Annotated in this window: 17 protein-coding genes; all 17 read right to left on the reverse strand. The window is 40.0% G+C overall.

The window, feature by feature from the left end; genetic code table 11:
* Positions 1 to 345: 345 nt before the first annotated feature.
* Positions 346 to 1,578 carry a peptidase T gene (pepT, locus tag O3798_RS08225; RefSeq protein ID WP_371464246.1) on the reverse strand — a complete coding sequence of 411 codons (1,233 nt, stop codon included), beginning with the start codon at positions 1,576 to 1,578 and terminating at the stop codon, positions 346 to 348.
* 13 nt (positions 1,579 to 1,591) lie between these two features.
* Complete coding sequence (gene nusG / locus O3798_RS08230; protein WP_048711630.1) at positions 1,592 to 2,137, reverse strand: transcription termination/antitermination protein NusG; 546 nt, start codon at positions 2,135 to 2,137, stop codon at positions 1,592 to 1,594.
* Positions 2,138 to 2,245: 108 nt separating this feature from the next.
* A complete protein-coding gene (gene secE, locus O3798_RS08235) occupies positions 2,246 to 2,416 on the reverse strand; it encodes a preprotein translocase subunit SecE (RefSeq protein WP_048711632.1) in 171 nt (56 codons plus the stop codon).
* Between the two features lie 19 nt (positions 2,417 to 2,435).
* Complete coding sequence (gene rpmG / locus O3798_RS08240; protein WP_005606057.1) at positions 2,436 to 2,588, reverse strand: 50S ribosomal protein L33; 153 nt, start codon at positions 2,586 to 2,588, stop codon at positions 2,436 to 2,438.
* Between the two features lie 71 nt (positions 2,589 to 2,659).
* Positions 2,660 to 3,607, reverse strand: coding sequence for a 1,4-dihydroxy-2-naphthoate polyprenyltransferase (menA, locus tag O3798_RS08245; RefSeq protein WP_371464247.1), 948 nt, complete (start codon positions 3,605 to 3,607; stop codon positions 2,660 to 2,662).
* Entirely contained in the window at positions 3,607 to 4,695 is a 1,089-nt protein-coding gene (locus tag O3798_RS08250) for an FAD:protein FMN transferase (protein WP_371464258.1), read from the reverse strand. The genes menA and O3798_RS08250 overlap by 1 nt, the downstream gene beginning before the upstream one ends.
* A 149-nt stretch (positions 4,696 to 4,844) precedes the next feature.
* Positions 4,845 to 5,378 (reverse strand): FMN-binding protein, encoded by a 534-nt coding sequence (locus tag O3798_RS08255; protein WP_371464248.1) that lies wholly within the window; start codon positions 5,376 to 5,378, stop codon positions 4,845 to 4,847.
* A 179-nt stretch (positions 5,379 to 5,557) separates the two neighbouring features.
* Positions 5,558 to 6,535, reverse strand: coding sequence for a polyprenyl synthetase family protein (locus tag O3798_RS08260; RefSeq protein WP_371464249.1), 978 nt, complete (start codon positions 6,533 to 6,535; stop codon positions 5,558 to 5,560).
* Between the two features lie 70 nt (positions 6,536 to 6,605).
* Entirely contained in the window at positions 6,606 to 8,534 is a 1,929-nt protein-coding gene (locus O3798_RS08265) for an NAD(P)/FAD-dependent oxidoreductase (protein WP_371464250.1), read from the reverse strand.
* 86 nt (positions 8,535 to 8,620) lie between these two features.
* The gene (locus O3798_RS08270; RefSeq protein ID WP_371464251.1) at positions 8,621 to 9,157 is read right to left on the reverse strand and encodes a Gx transporter family protein; all 537 of its coding nucleotides are present in this window, start codon (positions 9,155 to 9,157) and stop codon (positions 8,621 to 8,623) included.
* Between the two features lie 57 nt (positions 9,158 to 9,214).
* Entirely contained in the window at positions 9,215 to 10,504 is a 1,290-nt protein-coding gene (locus O3798_RS08275; protein ID WP_371464252.1) for a peptidoglycan bridge formation glycyltransferase FemA/FemB family protein, read from the reverse strand.
* A 188-nt stretch (positions 10,505 to 10,692) separates the two neighbouring features.
* The gene (glnA, locus tag O3798_RS08280; protein ID WP_371464253.1) at positions 10,693 to 12,024 is read right to left on the reverse strand and encodes a type I glutamate--ammonia ligase; all 1,332 of its coding nucleotides are present in this window, start codon (positions 12,022 to 12,024) and stop codon (positions 10,693 to 10,695) included.
* A 10-nt stretch (positions 12,025 to 12,034) separates the two neighbouring features.
* Positions 12,035 to 12,400 carry a MerR family transcriptional regulator gene (locus O3798_RS08285; protein WP_371446849.1) on the reverse strand — a complete coding sequence of 122 codons (366 nt, stop codon included), beginning with the start codon at positions 12,398 to 12,400 and terminating at the stop codon, positions 12,035 to 12,037.
* A gap of 296 nt (positions 12,401 to 12,696) precedes the next feature.
* Positions 12,697 to 14,259, reverse strand: coding sequence for a carbohydrate-binding domain-containing protein (locus O3798_RS08290; protein ID WP_371464254.1), 1,563 nt, complete (start codon positions 14,257 to 14,259; stop codon positions 12,697 to 12,699).
* Between the two features lie 117 nt (positions 14,260 to 14,376).
* The gene (locus O3798_RS08295; RefSeq protein WP_371464255.1) at positions 14,377 to 14,838 is read right to left on the reverse strand and encodes a DUF1307 domain-containing protein; all 462 of its coding nucleotides are present in this window, start codon (positions 14,836 to 14,838) and stop codon (positions 14,377 to 14,379) included.
* Positions 14,839 to 14,850: 12 nt separating this feature from the next.
* Entirely contained in the window at positions 14,851 to 15,735 is an 885-nt protein-coding gene (locus O3798_RS08300) for a hypothetical protein (RefSeq protein WP_371464256.1), read from the reverse strand.
* Positions 15,736 to 15,888: 153 nt separating this feature from the next.
* The gene (locus tag O3798_RS08305) at positions 15,889 to 17,247 is read right to left on the reverse strand and encodes a hypothetical protein (protein WP_371464257.1); all 1,359 of its coding nucleotides are present in this window, start codon (positions 17,245 to 17,247) and stop codon (positions 15,889 to 15,891) included.
* Between the last annotated feature and the right edge of the window lie 115 nt (positions 17,248 to 17,362).

A 17,362-nucleotide genomic window follows, 5' to 3' on the forward strand; every position in this document is an offset into this window, starting at 1 on the left:
CGTCTCGATTTTCTAATGCAGAAGGTCCATATGCTTTATAGTTCAAAAAATACATATTAAATGCTCCAGGTGAAATCTTTAAACCATATTCACTACGCAGCTCACGAAAAGGCACACCATCTAAATACAATTCTATGAATCGTTCTAATTCTTTTGCAGTATGTTTCTTAGCCAATCTAAAAAATACCCCCTCTAAAGTAGTTTACTTTTTTTAGTGTCTACTTTAGAGGGAGCATATCATTTCTCAATATAATTTTTTTATTTTTATCATACCACCCTGTATTCGGCATACTTATTATCTTTTCTTCTTTATTATATATAGAATATAGAAAAAACGGTTGAGTATTACTCAACCGTTTTTCTTTGGACTAATTCAATAATTTTTAATACAACGTCGCTGGCTTTTTGCATGCTTTCGAGAGTTACGAATTCATACTGCCCATGAAGGTTTTCTGCTCCGGTAAAAAGGTTGGGAGTCGGAATTCCTTTATAGGTAATAATACATCCATCCGTTCCTCCACGGAATGGTTGAATGTCTGGCGTGATGCCACATTCTTTATAAGCCTCAATCGCTACTTCAACCGAAGTCATATCGTCCTTTAAGATTTCGTACATATTATAGTACTCATCGTAAATCGTGCATTCGATACGAGGCACATCATACGTTGCGTTTTGCGCATCGACGATTTGTTGGAACTGCACTTTTCTCTCTTCGAATTTCTCCATCGAGTGATCGCGTATAATATATTCCAATTCAACCTTACCGATGTCGCCTGATTGTTTCGATAACATAAAGTAGCCTTCGTACCCACTCGTATGTTCTGGCACTTCTTTTTCTGGCATGCGTGCAAATAGTTTCGCTGCTTCTGCCAAAGCATTCACCATCACATCTTTAGCTTGCCCTGGGTGAACACTTGTCCCATGAATCGTCACCACTGCACGAGCCGCATTGAACGTTTCATATTCTAACTTCCCTACGACTCCACTATCTAAAGTGTAGGCAAATTTTGCAGGCATACGCTCCGCTTTGAAACGGTGAGCGCCTTTCCCGATTTCTTCGTCCGGACCAAACGCTAACCAAATATCGCCATGCAGAATTTCTGGATGCGCCATTAAATACAAGCACGCTTCTAATACCGAAACCAGACCCGCCTTATCGTCGGCACCTAGCAATGTCGTTCCATCAGTTGTAATTAACGTTTCGCCAATATAGTTTTTCAAACTTGGAAACTCGCTGACCGTCATTACTAAATTCTTTTCGGCATTAAGCAGCACATCTTCTCCGTTATAATTCTCGTGAATTTGTGGATCGATGTTTTCCGCATTGAAATCTGCGGTATCAACGTGGGCGATAAATCCAATCGCAGGCGCCGCACTTCCTTCTTCCAAGTTACTTGGGAGGAGCGCCACTAAGTAGCTATCCTCTGGATCGAGTTCTACTTTTTGAAAGCCGTATTCCACTAACTCGTCACGAAGCGTTTCTAAAAATTCCCATTGACTCTTTGTCGTAGGAATCGTTGTTGATTTCAAATCACTACGCGTATTGATTTTCGCATATCGAATAAATCGTTCTAACATTGTAGGATACATGTTAATAAGAGTCATCTTCTTTCACTTGGTGGAACTCTAAGTCTGCAATTGTTTCACGACCGAACATTTCAATCGCTACTTTAATTTTTTGTTTTTCGTGGTCAAGTTCTACTACTTTACCGCTCATATCATTGAAGGCACCTTCTGTAATGATTACGTAGTCTCCAACAGAAACGTGTAAATCAACTGGAGCATGCACTTTTTCACCGATACGTCCTAAGATAGCTTCTACTTCTTCTGGTAATAATGGAGATGGTTTTGAACCAGCACCGTGTGAACCAACGAATCCAGTTACGCCTGGAGTGTTACGAACAACATACCATGCTTGGTCTGACATGACCATTTCAACTAATACATAACCAGGAAAAGTTTTTTCAACAGTCGTTTTAGTTTTACCGTCTTTTACTTCTACTTCCTCTTCTTCAGGTGAAATCACGCGGAAGATGTTTTCTTCCATACCCATGCTTTGGATACGTGATAATAGATTTGATTTTACTTTATTCTCATAACCTGAATAAGTGTGCAATACATACCATTCTTTTTCCATTGATACTCCTCCTTGAGTGTTGACAACATTTTTCCATACAAAAAAACCTTCATAAGCGAAGGTTTTTTCAACTGCTCTTAGTATATCACTAATCACTTTAAAGTACTATTATTTTAAAAGGAATGTAATGAGTTGATGCACTCCATAGTCCACTACTGCAAAGAAGCATAGTGCAGCAAGCACTGTCATAATTACTGTAATTGTATATTTGTTTACTTCTTTACCTGTTGGCCAAGTAACTTTTTTCATCTCTTTAATCACATTTGATAAAAAACGCATTTCGAATCTCCTCTTCCTTTTATTTTGTTTCGCGATGTAGTGTTTGTTTGTTGCAATACTTGCAGAATTTTTTAATTTCTAGACGTTCTACTCGTCGATTTTGTCCAAGCGTAATCGTGTAGTTTCTTGAACCACATACGCTACAAGCTAACGCCGCTTTTTTCTGAGCCATATTTTCACTACTTTCTATAAATCCATATCTACTCCATCATAAGGAAATGAACTTGCTTTGTCAAGTACACACTAGTTAAAGAAAAGGACCGCAACGAATAATAGCACGGCTTGCAATGAATGAATCATTACCATGTTTTTAATCGCTAACGCAAAGGTCGTTTTCTTTTCTTGGAGAGCTTTGAACTGTTGAATATGTTTATACACAGGAACGCCAACTGCTAGCACACCAAGAAGAATCCAAGGCGCCACGCCGAGCAACACCGCAAGCACCATCGCACCAAACGCAATCGCATATAATACTTGATAGACCACTAACGCTTGTTTCTTTCCAATATAGTACACCAATGTATAACGATGGTTCGTAATATCTGTTTCTAAATCACAAATATTATTACTTAACATGATATTGGCAATCGTACAAACAAGCGGCAGAGATAATAGGAACACTTTCAATTGAGCTATAATGTCCAGTTGCATCGTTAAAATACTTCCGTCTAACTGTACCCCTGCAAAAACCGTTCCTTCTGGCACATTTAAAAATACCGTAATCCAGAAAATCCCGAACCCCATTGTGAACCCTGATAACACCTCCCCAAGAGGCATCCGAGAAATCGGAATGGGTCCAAATGTATAAAACACACCGATGAAGAAACAAATTGCGCCGACAATGAGCAAAAGAATATTCGTGCGCGCTACAAGGATGATTCCAACAACTGCTGCCACTGCAAACAGCCCACCGAAGACTTGCCATGCTTTCTTCACAGTGAGGCTACTCGTCCCAATCACATTATGATTATCACGATAATCGGAGTTTTTCGCTTTGACATAGTCCATCAAATTGTTCATCACGGTTGTTGCCATATCAAAACAAATCATCCCGATAAAGAACAACAGCATATTCAAAACATTCACTTGTTTAAATAAAACAAACGAATAAAGAAACGCGATGACAAATGGGAACACACTCGCGATTTTTGTACGCAATTCGACTAGTTCGATAAACTCTTTTTTCGTCACTACTCAACACTCTCCTTCAACTCAAGGTTCGTATTTGTTAATTTGAACGTATCTTTAATCGCATCCGACACATACACTTTTTTATCTTTCGTTACGAAAATGACATCCACTCCGTCATGACTATTCGCATATTCGATTCCAGCCTTTGGTCCCACAGAGAACATCGACGTCGATAACGCGTCTCCTTTTGTAGAACTGTCGACAATAACAGAAACTCCTTCCACATTATTATCGTATGGATATCCTGTTTTCGGATTTAAAATATGGTGATACGTTTGACCGTCTACGGTTAAATAACGCTCATAAATCCCAGACGTTACAATCGTTTTGTCTTTTTCTAAAATCGTACCAAGCGTCTTCCCACGAGAAGCATCCGGATCTTGAATCCCAACATTCCACGCAACGCCGTCTCTTGCAGGTGAGCCGCCCATTACGACGATATTCCCACCAAGGTCAATGACTGCTGTTGTGATGCCTTCTTTTGCAAAATATTCCCAAACCTTATCGGCGATATACCCTTTGGCGATCCCTCCAAGGTCCAGTTGCATTCCTTTTTTCTTTAAAAAGACGGTTTGTTCCGCGTCATTTAATTCAACGTCTTTATAGTTTACAAGGGGTAACACCGCATCGATTTCCTCTTGCGTTGGTTTCTTCGCATCATCAAACCCGATATGCCATAACGCCGTCAATGGTCCTACCGTAATATCGAAAGCCCCGTCAAACTCCTCACTGTATTTCAATCCAAGTTTGATTAACTCGTACACATCCGCACTAACCTTAACCGGCTTTTCTCCAGCGGCTAAGTTTACTTCATCCACTTCAGAACCAGAAGCATTCACAGTAATTCGTTTTTCTAAGTCTTTAATCATTTCTAAGGCATTGGTGATCACTTCTTCTGTATTTGGATGATAGACCGATAAAGCTACCGCAGTTCCGAGTAAGAAGTCTGTTTTCTTCACAGGTGATTTAATAATTTCTCTTGGAGTTTTAATTGATGCGCCTGAAACAGTGTCGGCTTCATTCCTCGGTTGACTTTGGCAAGCCGCTAAAATCGTCGTAGACATCACTGCCAAAAGTCCCCATTTCATCCATTTAGCTTTCATAGTTCTCTCCTTTGTAAAAATCATTCCTTAGTATTGTACCTTATTTCACGATAAAACGAAACCCGTGACTTATATTCCGAATAAAAAACTCCTGCACAACCGTACAGGAGTCGAAATGGTTATTTTAAAATGAATTAGCTTTGTGGAGCTGCTACTTTGATTTCAGCAGTGTCCCCTTTTTGAGCTGCTTCGATTAATTTGTTTGCATATTCAACAAATGAAGTGTGCGCATTAGTTGCACCTGCAACAACTTCAACGTCTGAAGGATTTTGTTTAGCAACTAAACCTTCGTTGTATGCTTTGAAGTATTCTGCTGGGCCAGTACCCACTTTATCTTTCATTGCTTTTTCGTATTCTGCGTTAGCTGATTTACGTTCACCTTTATCGTTTAAGTTGTCATAATCAGATTTAGTGATTTTGCCACCTTCAACAGTAATCGTAAATTCTACGTGCCATCCACGTTTGTCAGCTTCTGATACTAATTTGTAAGTACCATCTTTTAAAGCTGCATTAGATTTTTGTGTTGCTGCTTGTGTAGTTGCAGTTTGTGTTGTAGCTGCTTGTGTTGTTTTGTTTGAATCAGTTTTGCTGTTTCCGCCACATGCTGCTAATACAAATGCAGATGATAATAATACTGCTGCTGTAGATAATGATTTTTTAAAAGTCATATTCAGACCCATCCTTCTCTTCTTATTTAGAATTAATCATTCTGTAGGTTCTATTATAGCATATTTCGGATAAAAGTCTAGGTAATATTTGTAAAATTGTTTTTCTTTTCACTTGAAAGATTAAACTGAAAAAGGCATTTCCTTTTCAGAAAATGCCCTTGTTTGTGAATTGTTTTGTTTTATGATTTTCGTTGTAATAACTGATTTGTGATTTTTAAAAGCATAGGCTTCACATCAGCTTCAGGCAACTTCTCGATTTGATGGATTGCTTTCATGGTATATTTCTCCGCAAAATCTTTTGCAGTTTCTACGCCACCTGCATTTACGACCAACTTTTGAATCGCTAGTCGGTCTGTCGCTGTTAACTGATTTTTCTTTTCCAACAGTGGAAGTAATTCTTTTTCACACTTCGGTAAAGACGCAATCAGCGGCATCGTATAAACGCCCTGAACGACGTCTTCTAGGACAGGTTTGCCAAATTGATCTGACGTCACTTCATAATCAAGAATATCATCTAACAGTTGAAATGCCATCCCGATAGAATTCCCGATATGTCTAGCACGCTCTAATTCGCCCATTCCTGAAAAACGTTCTCCCATCATACAGCTCAGCATAAAGAGTTGAGCCGTTTTTCCGTCGATACGTTTCAAGTAATCTTGCACGGTCACATCGGTTTTGTAGCTTTCTTCCATCTGCGACAATTCACCTTCAATGACACGCATCATCCCGTATGTTGGGATTTGGATGCCCGCTAAATCTTGACTATATTTTGAAAGCAACTGGTAGCATACTGTCAATAAGTAGTCCCCTGCATAAATCGCCACACGATTCCCAAATCGAGCACTAATCGTTTCTTGTCCTCTTCTGGTATCAGCTTCATCGATGACGTCATCGTGTAATAATGTTGCCACATGAAGTAGTTCAAGAGCCGCAGCCACAGCATGAACTTCTTCCTTGTTTCGATTTTCATTCCACATTGAGAATAAAATCAAATAAGCAGGTCGTACCATTTTTCCACCAGATTCAAGGACAGCCCAAATAGCCTCACGAATCTGTTGGTTTTCGATCGTGATAGATGCATGCATCATCGCTTTTACTTGTTTTAATTCTTCATGTAATTCGGGATACTCCATCCACATTGGATGTACGATTGTCATAGTTTTCTCCTTCTAGTCGACCTTCTAAAAAAAGAAGCCGACAAAAAATGCCGACTTCATTATAACATACTTATTTAACGAGTTGGTTTCCTTGTTTATCGAATCCATATATTGCTTTCGACTTACCATACCACCAGCTACCTGCAGTTCTTTGGAACCATGGAATCACGTAGTAATCAAGACCGAATGCACGACCTGAACCGTTCATTAATGCAATTGCTGCAGGAACAAACCACATATTTACCCAGTAGAACATACCAGATAAGCAGAACGTTGCGACTAAACCGATTGTCACTGCGTTTACGATCCATGTTAAGAAACCAGCCATGATTGCTAAACCGATAGCTAATTCTACGAATGACATCACTTTTTGCATTAAGTGAGCGACTTCAACGTTTGGAATCATGATTTGCATGATGGATGCGAACCAGTCTGGCATTTTTTCGATGACCATTGCTGGTTGTTCACCATATGAATAGTTGAAACCGAATGAAACGACTTGAGTTGCTGTTTGCGCTGCAGCTTCTGTTGCACCACTTGCTGCTGTTACAGTTTCTGCTGCACCACTTGCTGCACTTGTTGCTTCTGTTAACCAAGGGAATGGGAATGCTAAATGACTTCCATCAATCCAGCTGCTTGCGCCCCATAGACCAAAGATTTTCTTCAAGCCTTCGATCGTCCACATACCACCGTAGAATAAACGAAGTGGTACAGACCATAATACGTTACCGTAGCGTGATAAGTGTCCACGGAAGATATTACGACGGTTCTTAATATGGAAGAACTCGTGGAACACGTATTGGATTGCATAGTATAGTGAGAAGATTTCTAAGAAATACTTGATGTTTACGATGTGTTTCATCAACATTGCAAAGAAACCACTTAAGTGCCATTTGCCCATTAAGAAAGCAACGCCATAATGTGAACCGATAGAAACCATGAATCCATCGTATTTACCTTTATAGGCTACTTTTTCTGAGTTGTTAATTGAAGCAATAATGTTTTTCGCTGCTGTTTTACCAGTTTGTTCAGCTGCTTGTACGATTTGTGGATGTGGAGCATTTCCTTTATCCGGTTCTTCGTAGTAAGCTAAGTCACCGATTGCGAAAATATCTGTTTCGCCATCGACTAACATGTTTTCATTAACCACTAAACGACCTGCACGAGCTGCTTTAAATCCAAACACTTCAGCTTCTGTGTTGGCTTTAACCCCAGCTGTCCAGAATAGTGAGTACGTTGGAATCACTGTGCCGTCCGCTAAGCGAATGCTGTTTTGCTTCACTTCAGAAATTCCGTTTCCTTTAATCACTTTGATGCCGCGTTTTACCATGAAGGCTTCTGCTTTATCCGCATCTTTTGCATCTAACATGTTTAAGATTGTTGGAACTGCTTCGATAATGTATAACTCGAAGTCGTCTTTATCTAAATTGTATTCATGTGCTAATACTGGAATCCAGTCCATTAATTCACCGACTAATTCAACCCCAGTAAATCCAGCACCACAAACCGCAAACGTTAATAACGCTTTACGCTTTTGAGGATCATGTTCTTTAGCTGCTTTTTCTACACAGCTAAGAATATGTTTACGCATTTTCACTGCGTCTTCCATTGACCATAACGTAAATCCATTTTCTTTAACACCTGGAACGCCGAAGTCATTGGCTTCTCCACCCATACCAAGTACCAAATAATCATAAGAGAATTCGCCATGTTTTGTACGAACCACTTTGTTTTCTTTATCAAGACTTGTAACAGTATCTGTTACTAAGTTTACATTTTTAGAACGTGCAAAGATTTTTTGTAAGTCGTATTGAATCGCATCTGGCTCAACACGTCCTCCAGCTACCTCGTGTAATTCAGTCATGTAAGTTAAGTAAGGATGTTTATCAATTAATGTAATTGTGACATCTTTATTCTTTTTCAACTTATGTGACAACGTCTTTGTAGCGGCTACCCCGGCAAATCCGGCACCGATTACTACAATGTTTGTTTTTGTCATTGCAAATCCTCCTTGTGTTTTCTCACTTTAGTAGTATATGCTATTTTGCACTTTTTGTCCATTGATTGTCAGTTATTTCACGAACTTTAGCCGACTTTTTTATCCGAATATTTTTTGAGTAGTTTTACATGTGTTAATGCATAGTTTGCCGCAATCCCAATGGCTATGCCTGCAAAGATACCGACGATTGACATCGCAGGTAAATATAAAAGCACCGTCCACGATTTTGCCATCCAGCTCGCGACCATCAATTGACCGACATTGTGCAAAATTCCACCTGTGGCACTGACGCCAATCATACTCACACGCTTCTCACCCAGTTGCATCACCAGATACATCCCGATAAAGCTGACAAGAGCGCCCATCCCACTATAGAGGAAGGTTGAGAACGTCCCCCCAAGAACGGTCGTCATCAATGTTTTCATCACGACAACTAAAACTACTTCTTTAAACGATAGTGTATATAAACTGATTAGCGTCACAATATTGGCTAACCCTAGTTTTGCCCCTGGCGCAAATGTAAAAGGAAACGGAATGGCTTGTTCAAGTAATCCAAGGATAATCCCTTGTGCTGTTAATAATGCGATAAAGACAAGTTTTCTAAGATTGCTATTTTTTTGCATTCCATTCTCCTTTCCTATTTTCTAAAAAAGACCGGAAACTCGTCCAGCCTCTTTCAACTATTTTTTACGTCTTACTAAAATTTTATTCTTCAAGCTCACGGCTTTTGGTGCCCATGTATGGAACATTTCAAACCAGAACTTCGAAATCGGCATATCAAATTCACCGATATATTCCACTAACTCTGGATCAAACGATTGCTTGAACCCGTTAATTCCGCCGTGATGTTCTTGGTCTTCAGAAACTCCGAAGAAGTCAAACGAACGAATGCCTTTTTCATCATAAAGAGTTTGCATGACCCAAGACACAAGCGCCTTGTTGGCATTCAATCCACCATCGTCAGTGATGTTCGCACCATATAAGTAGTACGCTTTATCTAAGTACGTTACAACAAACGCTCCGCTGACTACTTTTCCTTCTGGATATTGTTCTAAGTCACCTTTCACGCGTTCGATTTCTTTTTCGTATTTAGCAATGTTCACTTTCAATGATTCAATTTGCTTTTGAACGTTTTCGATACGTTTTGGATTGTTCAATGTTTCCAATTGTCCTGTTAACTTATCGAATTCTTTTTGCGCTGTTTCTAAGCGGTTTGTCGCAAATGCTAATTGCACATTGTAGTCCACTTTCGCAAAGTATAAATCCACCATGCCTTTAGGATGAAGATGTTGATACATTGTTGTTAAATACTCGATGCTACGCGCCACGTATTTGTCACGCTCAGCCGTAATTTTATTTAACTCATCATAGATTGGCATATCTTCAAGCGTTCCCTTGTAGCAAACAACCCCTTGTTTCTTCGCTACATTCACTTTATAACGTTCTTTCTTATTGAACGTTTCGACGATGCCTTTTCCTTCGTCTTTCAACGGTAAAATCATTGTTAAACGTGGTTGAATGCCATCGAACCCTAAGTCCATTGGGCGTTCTACGAATCCAGCCGCTAAAATATTTTTGCGGTATTCTTCATTATTGAATCCACCCTCAACCATTTCAAACTTGTTTGTCCATTCACGCCATTGTAATTCTGGGTCAATTTTCAAACCAAATGCATTTTTAGCTTTCAAATACACTTTCAAAGTCGCAAAGACTGATTTTAATTGTTCAGCATTTGTATAGTCGGTTACGATTCCGCGCGGTGCATATGCTAAATATTTATTCACACCTGGTAATTTACGATAAAGAATCATCGCAGCCGCAACAGGTTCATGATTATCGGACATCACAAGAAGTACATCTCTTGTCCATGAGCCATCTGTTTTCACTTCGCCCCATTCAGGCGTTTGGAAAACCGTTCTGTTGGCTTGAGTTTCCATAAAAGCATGATACTCTTCTAACGCATTCGACATCTCTTTTATATACATGTGAGCACTCTCTTTCCTTTTTACGTTTCCTTACCAGTATTACATTTTCAGCAAAATATGTCAAAACTTTAACAAAGAAAAAGCTTTACGTATCAGCAGAAGACGGTCTTATAAAAGTCGCTTCTTTACACATAAAAAGAGCGCACCTTGCGAGTGCACTCTCCGTTTAATTTTTAGAATAGTTTCAAGTATTGGTCTAATTCCCATTGTGAAACTTGGCTACGGTAAGCAGCCCATTCGAAACGTTTTGCTTCGATGAAGTTGTCTAGAATATGACTTCCTAGAGCTGATTGAACAGTTTCGTCTTGTTTCAAGTATTCAATCGCTTCGTTTAACGTTCCTGGTAAATCATCGATTCCAGCTTTCTTACGTTCGCGAGCAGACATCGCATAGATGTTGCGGTCGATAGCTGCAGGAACTTCCAATTTTTCTTTAACCCCTTCAAGACCAGCTGTTAAAATCGCAGCCATTGCTAAATATGGGTTTGCAGATGGATCCACGCTACGTAATTCGATACGAGTTGAAATACCACGAGATTCTGGAATACGGATTAGCGGTGAACGGTTACGTGCAGACCATGCAATATATACAGGCGCTTCGTATCCTGGAACTAAACGTTTGTATGAGTTTACGGTTGGGTTACATACGGCAGTTAGAGCTTTGGCATGTTTCATGACCCCAGCGATGAAGTGACGGCAAGTGTCGCTTAGACGTTGGTCGCCATTTTCGTCGAAGAACGCATTGTTTCCGTCTTTATCAAATAAAGATAAGTTGAAATGCATTCCGCTACCAGCAATTCCGAATACTGGTTTTGGCATAAATGTCGCATGTAATCCATGTTTACGTGCAATGGTTTTTACAACCAATTTGAATGTTTGTATGTTATCGCAAGCCGCTACCGCATCTGAGTATTTCCAGTCGATTTCGTGTTGCCCTGGAGCTACTTCGTGGTGACTTGCTTCAATATCGAAGCCAATTTTTTCTAATTCAAGAACGATTTCACGACGGCATTCTTCCCCAAGGTCAATTGGAGCTAAGTCGAAGTAACTACCTTGGTCGTTTCCTTCAAGCGTTGGTTCGCCGTTTTCGTCCAATTTGAATAAGAAGAACTCTGGCTCTGGTCCTAAGTTGAAGTTTGAGAAACCTAATTCTTTCATTTCGTTTAAGACACGTTTTAAGTTTGAACGAGGGTCCCCCGCAAATGGCGTTCCGTCTGGTTTGTATACATCACAGATTAAGCGTGCGATTGTACCGTGTTTGCTGCTCCATGGGAAAACCACCCAAGTTGAAAGGTCTGGATATAAGTACATATCACTTTCTTCGATACGAACGAATCCTTCAATTGAAGAACCGTCGAACATCATTTTATTAGCCAACACTTTATCTAATTGCGTAATTGGCACTTCCACGTTTTTAATCGTTCCTAGAATATCCGTGAAGATTAATCGTAAGTAACGAACATCTTTCTCTTCTACCTGTCTTCTAATCTCTTCATGTGTAATCATTGGTTTCCTCCTATAAGTTCCATTTTTCTCCGCCAGAGTAGCGGCTAATATGCATAATCTCGTCGTAGAAGATTCGTCGGACATCCTCATCCGTCAGCGCCTCTTTTACGCTTTCCTTCGATACGGGATTTGTATTCTTATTGAAAATCTTCTGAATGGCCATAATGGTTAATCCATCGGCCAGGTAATCTTTAATTTCCAATAAGCGATCGACATCATTCAATGAATACATGCGGCGGTTCGTCTCAGAACGTTCCGGGATGACCAAGCGCTGTTCTTCATAATATCGAATTTGTCGTGCAGATAAATCGGTCAGCTTCATCACTGTTCCGATTGGAAAGACGGCTAGTGAACGTCGTAATTCCTTTTCACCCATCTGTCTTCCTCCTTTATAGGGTTATTGTAAATAACGGTTGAATCTTTTGTCAAAACTGCCCTTACCTCTTATGTCATATAATATAACATGAAAAATGGGGTGTTGTCTCAGTTAAGCTTTCGGTAGCTGAGATAATACCCCGTCTTCTGGTTTTGTGTGCTGTAGTATTTGTTATTTTTGAGATCTTTTGTTACTTCATCGACTCCTGATTGTCGTCTATGGTTTGAACGGTCTCATTGACTTAGTATTTTGGTGGTCTCACCCCTTTCATGGTTCCTTAGTATTTCTTGTCAGTCTTATCTGCCTCCTGGTCTTCCGCCTTGTCCTGGTTGTCCTCCTGGAGCTCCTTGACCTGGTTGGCCACCACCAGGTCCGCCACCGATATTAGCAGCTTGTTTAGATGCTGTTGCAGTTGTTGAGTTTGATCCGACTTTAATGGTATATTTTTCGCCGTCTTTAATATCTGGACTACTAATTAATACTGTTGAGAATGACTTAAAAGCTTTTAGGCTTGCGACTGTTTTACCAGAAGAGTCGATTACTTCAACGGTTGTGCCAGCCGTTCCTTGAACACTTGCCATTAGGAAAGCTTGACTAGAGTCGCTACCGAATCCCATTGTCATTTCTCCATTGTCGACAAAGAGTACAGTACCACCGTTTAGTGTTGCGTTGTCGTCATAGTCAAGAGCTGCGTTGGCTCCGCTTGTTGGACCATTGACAACGACTGTCCCGCCGTTAATCTCAATTGATCCGTTGGCATCAAGGCCGTCACCTTCAGCGTCTACCGTTAACGTTCCGCCATCGATGACAATCTTCACATCGCCTGCTTGCTCTAAGTTTTTCGCATTTGCGGCTTCAGATTTTACTTTCTTCGTTTGTTGACCTGGGCCTTGCTCATCAGAAGATTCTAACGTCCAGTCTTTTGCATTCAATCCATCGTCAGAAGATTTCACGGTAATTGTTCCACCGACTTGATGAATCAAGCGAGCCTCAAGACCCTCTTCACTCTTTTGGACGTCGATGGTTGTGCCTTCGTCGATCAGCAACGTATTCGACGCATTAATTCCGTCGTCGCCAGCGTTCACTGTGATAGTTGTATTCACTAAGTAAACATTCCCTAGCAATACATCATCCTCATTGTCTGAGTGAATGCCATCTTCATCGGCTGACAAGTTTAATGTTGCGCCTGATACATTCACGAAATCATTGGCTGCAATCCCGTGTTTTTTCGCGGTTGTTGTGACTGTCGCATCCACAATGCGAATGCCGTCTTTTGATTTAATCGCATTGCTTGCGGCACCGTTCACGGTTAATGAACCTTTACCGTTAATCGTCAAGTCGCTATCTGAGTAGATGGCTCCTTTTACCGTTGACGTTGATTCATCGGACACTTCATTTTTCGTTCCATCGGCTAGCGTTAAAATCACTTTTTTAGCCAAATCGACGAGTAATGGAGCTTCCGTATTCTTTAATGTTGCATTCTTGAAGACAATTTGTACTTCATCTTCCTTACCTGCTGCGACTTTCAATTGAACTTTCGAAGCAGTTCCTTCGACGATATAGGTTCCGGCTTTTGTAATTTCAACCGTACTTCCATTGACCGTTACTCCTTCGCCCGAAACAGTGGCTGTCGTTCCTTGAAGCGAAATTTTCGAAGCTGTACTTTCGTCATAAGTTGCTGTTAAATCTGATGCTTCAAAATAAGAAGCTGTCTGCGTAGTTGATGTTGTAGATGTCTTAGTAGTTGTTGTTTGAGTGTTGGCATCAGCTTGACTTAATACACTTTGCGATCCGCAAGCGGCCAAACCTAGAGAGATAAATAACGTTGTTGTCAATAACCATTGTCTTTTATTTTCCATCTCGTTCTCCTCGATTCCTTTTCTTGATGGTTTTAGTATACGAAGCGAACTTAAAATGAACTTAAAATAAAAAAATAACCCATGGATAATTTATCCATGAGTCATTTCGTCATTTCGTTATTTCGTTTGTTCTGTCATTCCGCGTTTTAGTGCAACTTCTTTACTCTTAGAGAATGATGCGTGATCTCCGTCTTCTGTTAAGAAACCACTTTGAACAAGACCTGTAAAGAAGTAGTTGTTACTTTCTTTAAGTTTTGAAAACTTATATTTCGTTAAGTCGATTTCAGCTGATGAGATAAGTTTGCCATCTTTTTCTGTCAGTGAAGTCACAACTCCATCAATTCCTTTAATCTCTTCAAAGAGTTTTTCGTTATCCTTACGAGCCTCAGTGTGTTCAGCAGGCTCATTCGTTTCGAGCTTAATCTTTGTCACGGTATCAGTCTTTTTATCATACGTATAAACCAAAGTTACGTCCGTTTTACCTGATTTTTGAGTGAAAGTCGCAGTCTCTTGTGAGCTACAACCCACTAATAGAAATAGGAAGCTAACCCCTAAAACGATTTGAAAGAATTTTTTCATTGGTTTCCTCGCTTATTGAGCTTTCTTTTGGAATAATTTTTGGTAGTAGAAGTACACAGTTGCTGCTGAGCATGCTAGAGCAACGAGATAGAATAGAATCGCAATTTTTGATCCTGTTTGTAAGCCATCTGCAAGGTTTTGAGCTGATCTACTAATTCCTGTTGAGTTTGATAAAGCTTCATTCACGATTTGTGCGATTGTTGAGTTTGCTTTTCCATTGAAAGCATCTGTCAATAAACCTAAACCGTTAATGAATCCTGAACCAAAAATGTGTGCACAGAAAACAGATACTACCATTCCTAATGAAGCAACGTTTACGTTTGTCCATAAGTTCTTGCCTTCTTTTTTAGCTGCGTAGAAGAAGTAAACTACGAATACTGTCGCTACGATTGTAAAGAAGAAAGTTAACCCAAAGTATAGGTTTAAGTTTTTAATCTTGTTCACTGTAGCGTTCATATACCCAACTAAGTCAGCAAGAGTGATGTTAGACTTTCCGAATAAGAAGCTCAAGCCATTGAATGTTACTAAAGCTGTGAAAAGTGCAATTAAAATTGAAATTCCAAAGAAGATTTTTTCGAATAATGAATTTTTATTATAGCCTGCAACTTTTTGAACTGCGTCGTCCAATTTTGCTTTATTTTCTTCTGAGAATACTTTGCTTGCAGCTTCACCTAATTTTTCTTTAGCTTGTTCTGCTTTTTCTTTTACATCTTCAACAACTTCTTTAAAGTCGCCATCTGCTTCAGGAGCTTTTGCTTCTTTTGCTTCTTCTACAACTGTTTCTGCTACTTCTTTCACTTCTTCAGCTGTTTCTTTTGCTGCTTCAACTACTTCGTCTTTTACTTCTGTAGCTTCTTCAGCAACTGATTCAAGATTTTTGTTTTCGTTTTGATCCATCGTGACACCTCATTTTTTTATTTTATTACCTTTAGTCAGTTTATCACAATCATGCGTTTTCTTCTAGTTTTCAACAATTGAAAATAGAAATTCTTCATGCACGGAAAACAAAACAAGAGCTAGACTTTTCGCCTAGCTCCTGTAAGTTAAGTTTTATTTTAGGACCGTACCATCCGCTAATGTGATTGTATATCCGTTAAAGTTGATTGTACCTTTGTTTTCTAATGATGTAATTGTGACATTTCCTGTCAACGTCCATGTCGCCCCCTCTTCTACTGTGATTACTGCGTTATTGTCCACGGCCGTCCCTCCTTCAGCATTTTCTACGATATTGATGGTACCTGTAAAGTTTGTTCCTTTGCCCATTGTGAAGTTCAATGTAGATACGGTATCCACCTCAATCGCTCCAGTTAATGTTTGGTTCGTCGTTGTTAAATCAACTTGACCACCATTGGCACCGGCTGTACCCCAGCCACGTGTTGCATCATTTCCTAAGATGGCTAATAATTTGCCAGATGAATCTTGATTTGTGATTGTTACGTCTTCTAAAGTGATGACACTGTGTGTGTTTGTTACGTAGATTTGGTCTCCGTTACGTCCTGTTAAAGTGCCACCTTTCATTGTGAAAGTAGAGGTTCCACTTTCAGCATCTCCTGACATTGATTGGTAAATCATCACGTTGTGCACGTTATTGTCTGAAGAGCTACCCTCTGTTGAACTCATATTCCCTGTTACGTTGGTATTTTCTAATGTGATAGAGTTTTGACCCTCGATTACAAGCGCTTCTGAGTTTTCAGCGTTCAATGTTGCATTTTTTACAGTGATATTCGCTGTAGAGTATACGGCTGGTGAGTTGTATCCTGTAGAAGTATACGTTCCTTTGTCTACGACTACCGTACCGCCACCACGGTCTGTACGAATCGCTGCTGATGAATTTCCTGCGGTGTTCACCGTCAAGTTAGTTGCATTCATCGCAGCGCCACCTGTCGTTTGGATACCACCTGAGTTATCTTTTGTTGTTGTGATTGTTGTGTCTGATACATTGACGGTCGTTCCTGAACCGTAACTGAACACCCCGTTCCCGTTCTGTGCAGTTGTATTGACGGTTGAGTTAGTGAGTGTTACCGTTGCTCCATCCGTTGCTAAGAATCCTGCGTTCATTCCGTAGAAGTCTCCATTTTCTGTATTCGATGTCGCTCCGGCTGTTTTGTTAATCGTTACGCCGTCTAATGTGACTGTTGCTCCTGTTACACGGAGTGCATTTTCATCATCTCCGGTAGATTCATAAGTTTCTCCTGTTACTGTTGCATCTGTTGTTAAATTTGTTGCTGCCTCACCTTGTGTCACTTGGTCGCTTCCGCCAAATCCTTCTCCTCCAGGTTTAGCTGGGGGACTCTGTTGTGATTGGACTTGAGAAGTCGCCTCAGCTTGTGTTTGTGTGTTTTGGCATGCAACTAAAGTTGTTGCAATAGTAATCGTGGATAATAGAACAATCATTCTGTTTCTTTTCATTTTGGTCCCCCTCGCTTCCTATCAACTATTTGTTGATGGTTTAATCATAACGAGCTTACTTAAAATGAACTTAAAACAAAAAAAGTTTTTTGAAAACTGATAATTATCATATATG

This window comes from Granulicatella sp. 20925_1_45 (genome assembly GCF_041433555.1).
Lineage (GTDB): Bacteria > Bacillota > Bacilli > Lactobacillales > Aerococcaceae > Granulicatella.

Coding starts and splice junctions, on each gene's coding strand:
- pepT (WP_371464246.1), bottom strand. CDS start 1,578: ATGTTAGAACGATTTATTCGATATGCGAAAATCAATACGCGTAGTGAT.
- nusG (WP_048711630.1), bottom strand. CDS start 2,137: ATGGAAAAAGAATGGTATGTATTGCACACTTATTCAGGTTATGAGAAT.
- secE (WP_048711632.1), bottom strand. CDS start 2,416: ATGCGTTTTTTATCAAATGTGATTAAAGAGATGAAAAAAGTTACTTGG.
- rpmG (WP_005606057.1), bottom strand. CDS start 2,588: ATGGCTCAGAAAAAAGCGGCGTTAGCTTGTAGCGTATGTGGTTCAAGA.
- O3798_RS08250 (WP_371464258.1), bottom strand. CDS start 4,695: ATGAAATGGGGACTTTTGGCAGTGATGTCTACGACGATTTTAGCGGCT.
- O3798_RS08255 (WP_371464248.1), bottom strand. CDS start 5,378: ATGACTTTTAAAAAATCATTATCTACAGCAGCAGTATTATTATCATCT.
- O3798_RS08260 (WP_371464249.1), bottom strand. CDS start 6,535: ATGACAATCGTACATCCAATGTGGATGGAGTATCCCGAATTACATGAA.
- O3798_RS08265 (WP_371464250.1), bottom strand. CDS start 8,534: ATGACAAAAACAAACATTGTAGTAATCGGTGCCGGATTTGCCGGGGTA.
- O3798_RS08270 (WP_371464251.1), bottom strand. CDS start 9,157: ATGCAAAAAAATAGCAATCTTAGAAAACTTGTCTTTATCGCATTATTA.
- O3798_RS08275 (WP_371464252.1), bottom strand. CDS start 10,504: ATGTCGAATGCGTTAGAAGAGTATCATGCTTTTATGGAAACTCAAGCC.
- glnA (WP_371464253.1), bottom strand. CDS start 12,024: ATGATTACACATGAAGAGATTAGAAGACAGGTAGAAGAGAAAGATGTT.
- O3798_RS08285 (WP_371446849.1), bottom strand. CDS start 12,400: ATGGGTGAAAAGGAATTACGACGTTCACTAGCCGTCTTTCCAATCGGA.
- O3798_RS08290 (WP_371464254.1), bottom strand. CDS start 14,259: ATGGAAAATAAAAGACAATGGTTATTGACAACAACGTTATTTATCTCT.
- O3798_RS08295 (WP_371464255.1), bottom strand. CDS start 14,838: ATGAAAAAATTCTTTCAAATCGTTTTAGGGGTTAGCTTCCTATTTCTA.
- O3798_RS08300 (WP_371464256.1), bottom strand. CDS start 15,735: ATGGATCAAAACGAAAACAAAAATCTTGAATCAGTTGCTGAAGAAGCT.
- O3798_RS08305 (WP_371464257.1), bottom strand. CDS start 17,247: ATGAAAAGAAACAGAATGATTGTTCTATTATCCACGATTACTATTGCA.